An 8,831-nucleotide genomic window follows, 5' to 3' on the forward strand; every position below is an offset into this window, starting at 1 on the left:
CCGCGAGCAGACATAAAACTGCCCATTCTCGCGTGGAAATGGGCAGTTTTGTGTCTGCTCGCGCGAGTTAATCGCGTCCGGACGACCGAAGCCGGTCGATCACCGACCCCGTGATCACGGCGAACGCCTGAGGGTCGCCGTACGCCCGCGCCGCCAACATCGCACCGTGCACCGCCGCCATCAACGACTCGGCCTCCGCATGGGCGCCGTCGCTCAAGGCGACGGACCCCTGGCGCGCCCCGCGTTCCAGCACCGAGGTGAGCCACGCCGACAGCGACCGGAAGTACGCCCGCACCTCCAACACAATCTCCTCCGGCAGAACGGGGATCTGCGTCGCGAGCAATGCGCAAAGGCAGTAGCTGGTTTCGGGATCACCGATGCAGGACTCCCAGTACCCGACGTAACTACGCAGCTGTTCGAGCGGATCCGCAACGTGACGCTCGATCTCGGCGACGCCCGCTTCAGCCTCGGCGCGGTACTGCTTTACCAGAGTCCGGACCAGATCGACCTTCGTCGGGAAATGATGATGGATACTCGCCTTGCGGATACCCACCACCGCGGCAATATCGGCATAACTGAACCCGTTGTACCCGCCCGCCACAATCGACGAACGCGCACAGCGGAGTATCGCATCGGCGGTAGATAGCTCAGCGGGCATGGCAGCCAACCTACCTTCTGGTAGGTTGAAGGGCAACCCGCCGCATTCGACGGCTGATCGGTCACCGGGATGACAACGATAGATGTTGGCCCCGAGGGCAATCCACGCCGCAAGCCGTTATTGCGCTGTGCATCAACGCTATTGGCCAGCGCACAGTTTCGGCCGCTTCGAGGCGCAGCCAGTTACCGCCTCTACAGCACCGGCAGCAACCTGCGTAACACCGTGGCCGACGTCGCGGCTACCTCGCTCGCGAACTGCCCGAACTCGAACCGCGAATCCTGACCCGCCAGGTCCGACAGCGCCCGGATCACCAGCCAACCGATCCCGAACGCTTCACAAACCTGGGCCACCGCGCCGCCCTCCATCTCGATAGCGCGACCGCCGAACTGACTGTGCAACCGGGCCCGGGTCGGCTCGCTGTGAAGATATTGGTCACCGGTCAGCACGGTGCCGTAGACGATCCGAGCCGGCCTCCCCCGCCCGCCCGCTTCCGGCGACAGCGGCGGCAGCGTGACGCCACTCAACGCACCCTTGACATTGTCGAGCAGCGACATGTCGACGTCGTAGCCAAGCCGATCGGTCGGGTTGATGAACGGGACGTGGCCGGCCTGATAGGTCTGGAGCCGCTCATCCTCGATCACGCCCGCGTCGTGCTGGATCAGCCGATCCGCGACGACGACATCGCCCACATTCAGGGCCGGGTCGAGACCCCCGGCGACACCCGAGAAAACGATTGCCCGGCAGTCGAAACCATGCGCCAAGGTGGTCGCTGCCAGTGCGGCGTTGACCTTGCCCATTCCCGTCTCGGCCAGCACGACGTCATGACCGTCGAGCGAGCCCACATCGAAACGGGTGTGCGCGATGCTCGTACCGTGGACATTGTCCATCACATCGCGAAGATGAACCAGCTCCTGCGGGATGGCAGAGATCAAACCGATTGTCACAGGCCCAGTTTACGCGCTGTCGGCACCCGATCTGGCCTGGCGGTCGGTTCCCCGTCCGCCCGTTTGCCACACTGTTCCGGTGGCGCGCCACGCCCCGGTGTTATCGTTGGCAACATGCCGGTCGACGCACGTGCATCCACATCGGACCGATTGCTGGAAGCCACTGCCGAGCTTCTCCGCGAGGGGGGCATCGAGGCAGTGTCCACGCGCGCGGTGGCGGCCGCTGCCGGTACGCAACCGCCAGTCCTCTACCGCCGATTCGGCGACAAGGACGGCCTGATCGAGGCGGTCACCCTCTATATCCTCGAGGACTACATAGCCCAAAAACGCAGACTGATGAAGAGTTCGGACGACGCGGTCGCCGACCTACGGCGCCTGTGGGATCTGTTCGTGACATTTGGCTTCGCACAGCCGGAGTGCTTCGCTTTGATCTACGGGCACAAGCGACGCGGTGACGCGATCTCAGCGGCGGCCGCGACAACGGTGACCTTGCTCCAGAGCGCGATCGCCCGGATCGCCGACGAAGGCAAATTGCGGATGAGCGTCGAGCGCGCCACCGACCTGTTCAAGTCCTGCGGCGTCGGTTTCGTAATCACCCAGATCACCGTTCCGGCCCCGAAGTTCGATCGGGAACTGAGTGAGATGGTCCTTGAAACCGCACTCGCGGGCATCCTGGTCGCGAAACCACAAGGCCGGGCGCGCAGCACGCTGGTCAGGCGCGCTGTTGCCCTGCGGCAGGCCATGACAGCCGACAATGTGCCGTTGACACCGGCCGAGCACGGCTTGATGGCGGAGTGGCTGAACCGCATCGCCGACCGACGCCGGCAATGACGACGTTGATCTATTCGAAATCACACCCCGGGTTGGGCACACTGTCGGACGTGGGCGCGCCGACGGGATCAATGTAGGTCACCTCAAGAATAATCGGTGTCGTGCCCAGGTTTCGGGCATTGTGGACGTGATCCGGACCGGTGGGGTCGGTGATCGGATCTCCGGCCCGGTAGAAGCCGTCTTGCTTACAGTCGGCCGAATAGTGGGTCAATTCACCGGCTTTCATCACGCCGTAGATGACTCCGCGATGAGTGTGCCACCCGGTACTCCCACCCGGAGCGATCGTGATGTCAGTGACGATGTATTCCTTCCCGCCTGTCACATGCCGGGACAGCTCCGACGCACTGACGCCGATAGGTGCGGTGGCCGTGGCGTGCGGCACGATCGCGGTTGTGAGCGACGCCGCCATCATGGCGAGCAACGCGCATGTCGAGCTGATTGTGGACGCTGGATTCATGGTGGCACTACCCTCTCTGTGGGCGGGCTACGACGCAGTGGCACATCCTGATTCGACGGACCTCATGGTGAAACGAGAGCTTTCGCGTTTCCGTTCCGGACGTCCTCGGCTGTACCGGATTACGGTTGGTCGTTCACGGTAGCCAATGCTTCACGGAGCAGCGCCTTCCCACGGTGCAACCGCGAGCCCACGGTCCCCACCGGAATACCCAGCAACACGGCTATTTCGGTATTGCGGTAATCAGCGATACAGGCGTAATACACAATGTCACGCAACTCCACTGGCAAGGTCTCCAGCGCCCGCTCCGCCTCCCCCGGCAACGACCCCAACACCTCGGTCTCCGCCGAATCCGCCCATCCACCGTCCAACACACGCACCCCGACACTCCACGGCGAATCGGCGATATCAGCACTGAGCCGCTCGACAGGACGACGCTGCGCCGACCGGTGTCGATCAATCCACGCATTCGACATGATCCGAGCCAACCACGACTTCAACTGCGTACCTTCACGATAACTATCAAAAGACACATAGGCCTTGAGCAAGGTCTCCTGAACAAGATCCTCAGCATCGGCACGCTGATGGGTCAACCGCGTCGCATTACGAACCAGAAAATCCCGCACCGGCGCCGTCTCACGAACAAACCGCTCATTAGCCCGGTCCCGTACACCGTCGACCACAGCACAATCAGGGCAACCCGACGGCACACACTGATCCACCTGCTGCGTTGCAAACATCAAAGCAATCTCCTTGATCGCTCGAGCCCGAGGCCCTCACAAGCCCCACAAAGACAAAGCCGTACAACCGATGCCCACCAGCCATGGCGCCGTTGCCAACCGACTTCGTGTGGTCTCGACCAACGTCAGGCTACCTACCAGTAGGTAGCCTGACAAGGTCTCGCTCGATGTTTCCGTCGATACCGTACTCGTCCCTTGAGGAACACCGGTAAATCAACCTATTTGACGGCGCCTCGACCAGATCGATTGCACTTTTTCGTCTCTGATGTGATCAGTGGAAACACCTGCTCGGGCGTCAGCGTCGCGGACCACTACCAGGCCCCTGAGGGTGTCCTGTGGATGTCCTGGCAGCGTGACAATTCGGCCGCCGCACCGACCACAGGATGCTGCTCCCTGGTGGTCAGCCGGCACAGTAGGACGACGTCGCGACCTCGAGTGCCCGACGATAGAGCGGGTCGAGTGCGCGCGCGGAACTCACCGAGGACCGTGCGTCGTCAAGCGCCGCGGCGCAGCCCTGGCTGAACAGGACGCCGCGCTGCGCTGTCATCTCGGCGACCATGACACGGTTGAAATCATCTATTTCAGTGCGTGTTTGGGACAGATCCCGGGCCGACGTCGGCGCGTGTCCCGGGTCGAACTTCCACTGCCCGAAGCGGGTGTACTCGACGCCTTCGGTGGCGTGGATCTGGTTCTCGAAGGCTCGCCGGACATACCTCTCGTCGAGCCCGCGTTTGTTGCCGTCGGCACCGACCGCATCGAGCACCTGGTTGGCCCTGGCGCCGTCTTCGATCGAGCCACCCTTGACCCATTTGAACTCGGCGACCGGGTCAGCGGTCAGCAGCCGCTGCGCAGCGGTGTCTACCAATCTGTGCAGCGGGCCCGAATCATCGGCGTACGCCACCGGGAGGGCGCCGCATGCACCCAGCAGAGCGGTTGCGGCCACGAGGACGGTGCGTACCGCGGCAATCTTCATCGGTCTCCTTCTGTTCGGCGCTGGGGTGGTTCCGGGGCACGTCGACGCCGCGCCTACTGCGCCGATATCGCGGTCTGCAACAGCACGTTTTTCGTCAGGGTCTCGGCTGCCGTATCGACGGTGCCGCTCAGGTTGACCTGTTCGAAGTAGTCATACCAGCCCGATGCTGCGATACCTGCCTCGAACCCACGCTGCAGCTCCGCATTGGGCACCCGATACACGCAGAAGAAGTCATAGGGCGCTCGCCGATCGGTGACAGGGTCATTGACCACGTAGCCCAGTATTTCGATGCCCTCTGCCTGTAGTCCGTTCAGAACCGTGAGCACCGTGCCGACGAACGCTTCCCGTTCCGGAACCCCCAGCTCGATCCACTTCGGTTTGTAGTTGTACATCTCCACGAACAGCTGTTGCACGGAAAAACCTTTCACTACACGTACGGGCCGAGCCATTGCCAGCTAGTTGAACGGCGCGGATTCCTCATCCATTCGCTGCCATACTGGTCCGCCAGCGCACCCGAACGGTCCCGGCCGGCTTGTCGTTTTGATGGTCGGCGGGTGTCCGGCGCACTCCGACCACGGCACAGGACTCAGGAGGCAGCATTGACTACGGGGGACACCAACCTCATCGCGGTGAGCACATCCCCCGAGCTCATCGTCATCAATGCCCGGGTATACACCTGTGATTCGTTGTCCCCCTGGGCGGAAGCCGTCGCCGTCTCACACGGAACGATCACCGCGGTAGGGACTACTTTGGAGATCGGCGCGCTCGCCACATCCGCAACTGAGGTAGTGGACGCCGCCGGCCGCATGCTGATGCCGGGTCTGACCGACATACACGCCCACCTAATGTTCGGTGGTACTCGAATGGCCTGGGAATTAAGCCTTCAGCCCGACGACGGCCTTCCAGACATCCTCACCAAAGTAGCTGCCCGTGCACGAACCGCGGCCACCGGCGAGTGGATAATCGGCGGCATTGTCGGCAGCCCCGTCCTGGACCAGCTGGCGTCCGGCGGGTATCTGGCCGCGCTTGACGCCGCGGCAGGCGGCCGACCGGTGCTGCTGCGTGACGACTCGTATCACAACCGCTGGGTCAACTCGAAAGCATTCGAACTCATGGGCGTCGGCCACACGACGCCCGACCCACCTGGCGGAACGATCGTTCGAGATCGCGACGGCAACCTGACCGGCGTTCTCTACGAATCAGCATGCACGCTGGCCGAGCGCGCCGCTGCGACCTCGGTCGGCAACCCGGCTGCGCGTGACCGCCAGTCGATCCGGACCGCAATCGAACTCATGAATTCGTTCGGGATCACCGCAATTCAGGACGCCGCGACTCTGGAGCCGTCACTGCGTGCCCTCAGCGAACTCGATGACGAGGACGGTCTGACGGCGTGGGTGGTCGGCACGCTTCCGGTCCGGCCATATATGTCCGATGACATCGTGGGTGACGAGTTATTCGACGCCGCTGCGGATTACCGCCGGCACCAGATTCGGCCCGACTTCGCCAAATTCTTTCTCGACGGCGTCCCGATGACGCGAACCTCGGCTCTGCTCGAACCGTACATCTGTCATGGCGCACACGAAGATCCGACCGACACCGGGTCGTTACTGTGGACCGACGCCGACCTCGTCGCCGCATTGGAGCATTGTCACGAAGTGGGGCTCGGGGCCAAACTCCATGCCACCGGCGATCGTTCGGTTCGGCAGGCGCTCGATGCGATTCAAGCGCTCCGCGAACGGCACGGCAACCGCACGCCGTATCACATCGCCCACGTGCCCTTCGTCTCCCCTTCGGATCTTCCGCGCTTCACCGAGCTGGCCGTGGTCGCCGAGGCCTCACCGTACATCTGGTTTCCGACACCGATGCTGACGAGCCTCAACACTCAGATCCCGCCGTCGCTCGCGGACCGGTCATGGCCGTTCCGTGAGCTCCTCGATCACAACGCGCAGCTGGCGGTCGGCTCCGATTGGCCCATCGCCCCGACACCCGATCCCTGGATGGCGATGGAGGCCCTGATAACTCGGGCGAATCCAGACCCGAATCACGCCGGGTCCAACAACCCTGCCGAGGGCATCACGCTGCGCGAGGCGATCTCGGCGTTCACCCATGCCAACGCGAACGCAATGGGCATGGGCGACACCATCGGCATGCTCACCCCGGGACGGTCAGCCGACTTCATCATCGTGAACGACAACCTCTTCGACGTCGAGACCGGCGCGATCCACCAGACGAAGGTCCGCCAAACCTACTTCCGGGGGCAGCGGGTCCACGGCTCGGCACTGTGAACCAATCGCCGCCCGTCCGCCGAACGCCCGGCCCGCCTACACGGCGGTGATCGAATCGTAGGCGGTCGCCGCCGAGGCGGCACGCCACGGAACCATCTCCCGGTCGATCCGTTCGGTCATCACGACGCGTCGGTCGAGCGCATCCTGGCCGACGGCGAGGTGCAGCGGGAGCCGTTCGCCGGACGCGACCCGATAGATGAGCGCCGCACCCTTGACGGGGTCACCAAGCTGCAGGTGATTGGTCTCTTTGACCCAGTCGAGCGTGGCATGGGCCGGTGTTCCGTCATAGTCGGCCATGCGCCGTGCAGGTAGCTGAACCGACGACTCGTCCAGGAAGTCGGTCCTGAACACTCCCGGCTCAACCACCATGCTCTGGACACCGAACGGCGCCAGCTCGGCGGCCAGCGCCTCACTGATCCCGGCCACCGCGAACTTGGATGCCGCGTACATACTTACCCCCGGCTCGCCCTCGAAACCCGCCCGCGACCCGATGTGAACCAACTTGCCCTTGCCCGCGGCGCGCATGCTCGGCAGAACCGCGCGGGTCGTGTTGATCAAGCCGAATACGTTGACGTCGAACAACGCACGCGCCTCAGCGTCGGTGATCTCCTCGAGCGCGCCGAGCAGACCACGACCGGCGTTGTTGACGAGCACATCGATCGACGAGAACCTGCCGATGACGTCGGTTACCGCCGACCCGATCTGGTCCGCGTCGGTCACGTCGAGCCGCACCGCGAACGCGTTGCGGTGATCGCGGACGTCCTGGGGCACCTGGTCGGGTCGGCGTGCGGCCACGGCAACTCGGTCGCCCGCCTTCAGCGCGGCTCGTGCCAGCTCAAGTCCCAATCCACGCGCGGCACCGGTGATCATCCAGACAGACATGTGTGTACTTCCCTTCGAGGAGCGATGACGGTCTCCATCGTCGGCACCGGCGAGCCCGCCATGAAGGCCCACGGTTTCCTGGGACAGATTGGGCACCGCTGCGCGGTCGACGCAGGCACCGACGCCTGCGACACTCGACGACATGTCTGGCGAGTTCGAACCACGCCTGAGCGATTTTCTGCGCGCCGCGCGATCCCGCCTGACCCCGGAGCAGGCCGGCATCACCGATGCCAGCCGACGCCGGGTCGTCGGGCTGCGGCGGGAGGAACTGGCTATGTTGGCCGGCGTCAGCGTCGACTACTACACGCGGCTCGAGCAGGGTCGCAGTAAGAGCGCATCCCCCGGTGTCCTCGATGCCATCGCCAACGCCCTCAGACTCGACGAAGCCGAACGCCTTCACCTGCATACGATCGCGAGGCCGTCGGTCGCGCGTCCCCGCTCCGCCAAGCCGCAACGACTGCACCCCGCAACCGAAGCGCTGCTCGACACCCTCGAGGCGGCGATCAAACCGGCGTTCGTCCTCGGACGACGGCTCGACGTGCTCGGACAGAACCGGCTCGCGGCGTTGCTGATCGCGGATTTCGGGGCGATGCCCGCGGCCGAGCGCAACCAGGCACGGTTCGTCTTCCTCGAGCCGCACGCCCGGGAGCTCTATACCGATTGGGACGAGGTCGCAGCCGACACCGCGGCCATGCTGCGGATGGATGCGGGCCGATACCCAGACGACCCGCTACTGGGAAAACTGGTCGGAGATCTCTCGATTCACAGCCCCGAGTTCCGAAAGCTCTGGGCTCGCAACCGCGTTCACCAACGACGTACCGGCGTCAAGGGCTACCGGCATCCGCTCGTCGGCGATCTCACGATCACCTACCAGGCGTTCACGCCCGGCGACGACACCGATCAGACCCTGATGATCTATGACACGGAGCCCGACTCCAGCTCCGCTCACGCGTTACAGCTCCTCGCCGCGGGCATCCCCGGGCGCACCGCCGATCGCCGCAACTCCGCAACCCCGCTCACCTGACCCCGGCGAGCAGACACAGAACTGCCCACTTTCCGAAGAA

10 protein-coding genes are annotated in these 8,831 nt (G+C 64.1%); 3 read left to right on the forward strand and 7 right to left on the reverse strand.

Annotation, left to right across the window (positions count from 1 at the left end; translation table 11 throughout):
- Positions 1-67 precede the first annotated feature (67 nt).
- Positions 68-658 (reverse strand): TetR/AcrR family transcriptional regulator, encoded by a 591-nt coding sequence (locus tag ACWDTP_RS35125; protein WP_450027837.1) that lies wholly within the window; start codon positions 656-658, stop codon positions 68-70.
- Positions 659-849: 191 nt separating this feature from the next.
- On the reverse strand, positions 850-1,602 hold the full coding sequence (locus tag ACWDTP_RS35130; RefSeq protein ID WP_450027838.1) for a 5'-methylthioadenosine/adenosylhomocysteine nucleosidase: 753 nt from the start codon (positions 1,600-1,602) through the stop codon (positions 850-852).
- Between the two features lie 114 nt (positions 1,603-1,716).
- Here ACWDTP_RS35130 and ACWDTP_RS35135 point away from each other — a divergent pair, with 114 nt between their 5' ends.
- Positions 1,717-2,433, forward strand: coding sequence for a TetR/AcrR family transcriptional regulator (locus tag ACWDTP_RS35135; protein WP_450027839.1), 717 nt, complete (start codon positions 1,717-1,719; stop codon positions 2,431-2,433).
- Between the two features lie 10 nt (positions 2,434-2,443).
- Here the strand turns inward: ACWDTP_RS35135 and ACWDTP_RS35140 are convergent, their stop codons facing one another.
- The 4 genes from ACWDTP_RS35140 to ACWDTP_RS35155 all read right to left on the reverse strand — a co-directional run bounded on the left by ACWDTP_RS35140 (position 2,444) and on the right by ACWDTP_RS35155 (position 5,013).
- Positions 2,444-2,890, reverse strand: a complete 447-nt coding sequence (locus tag ACWDTP_RS35140) for a cupin domain-containing protein (RefSeq protein WP_450027840.1) — start codon at positions 2,888-2,890, stop codon at positions 2,444-2,446.
- A 119-nt stretch (positions 2,891-3,009) separates the two neighbouring features.
- Positions 3,010-3,627, reverse strand: a complete 618-nt coding sequence (locus ACWDTP_RS35145) for a sigma-70 family RNA polymerase sigma factor (RefSeq protein WP_450027841.1) — start codon at positions 3,625-3,627, stop codon at positions 3,010-3,012.
- A gap of 400 nt (positions 3,628-4,027) precedes the next feature.
- Positions 4,028-4,600, reverse strand: a complete 573-nt coding sequence (locus tag ACWDTP_RS35150) for a chorismate mutase (RefSeq protein ID WP_450027842.1) — start codon at positions 4,598-4,600, stop codon at positions 4,028-4,030.
- A 53-nt stretch (positions 4,601-4,653) separates the two neighbouring features.
- Positions 4,654-5,013, reverse strand: a complete 360-nt coding sequence (locus ACWDTP_RS35155) for a DUF6616 family protein (RefSeq protein ID WP_450027843.1) — start codon at positions 5,011-5,013, stop codon at positions 4,654-4,656.
- Between the two features lie 216 nt (positions 5,014-5,229).
- Here ACWDTP_RS35155 and ACWDTP_RS35160 point away from each other — a divergent pair, with 216 nt between their 5' ends.
- Positions 5,230-6,885 carry an amidohydrolase gene (locus ACWDTP_RS35160; RefSeq protein ID WP_450027844.1) on the forward strand — a complete coding sequence of 552 codons (1,656 nt, stop codon included), beginning with the start codon at positions 5,230-5,232 and terminating at the stop codon, positions 6,883-6,885.
- Positions 6,886-6,921: 36 nt separating this feature from the next.
- Here the strand turns inward: ACWDTP_RS35160 and ACWDTP_RS35165 are convergent, their stop codons facing one another.
- Positions 6,922-7,767 (reverse strand): SDR family oxidoreductase, encoded by an 846-nt coding sequence (locus ACWDTP_RS35165; protein WP_450027845.1) that lies wholly within the window; start codon positions 7,765-7,767, stop codon positions 6,922-6,924.
- Positions 7,768-7,909: 142 nt separating this feature from the next.
- Between ACWDTP_RS35165 and ACWDTP_RS35170 the strand changes: the two genes are divergently transcribed.
- On the forward strand, positions 7,910-8,791 hold the full coding sequence (locus ACWDTP_RS35170; protein ID WP_450027846.1) for a helix-turn-helix transcriptional regulator: 882 nt from the start codon (positions 7,910-7,912) through the stop codon (positions 8,789-8,791).
- Positions 8,792-8,831 lie beyond the last annotated feature (40 nt).

The organism is Mycobacterium sp. NPDC003449 (assembly GCF_053588415.1).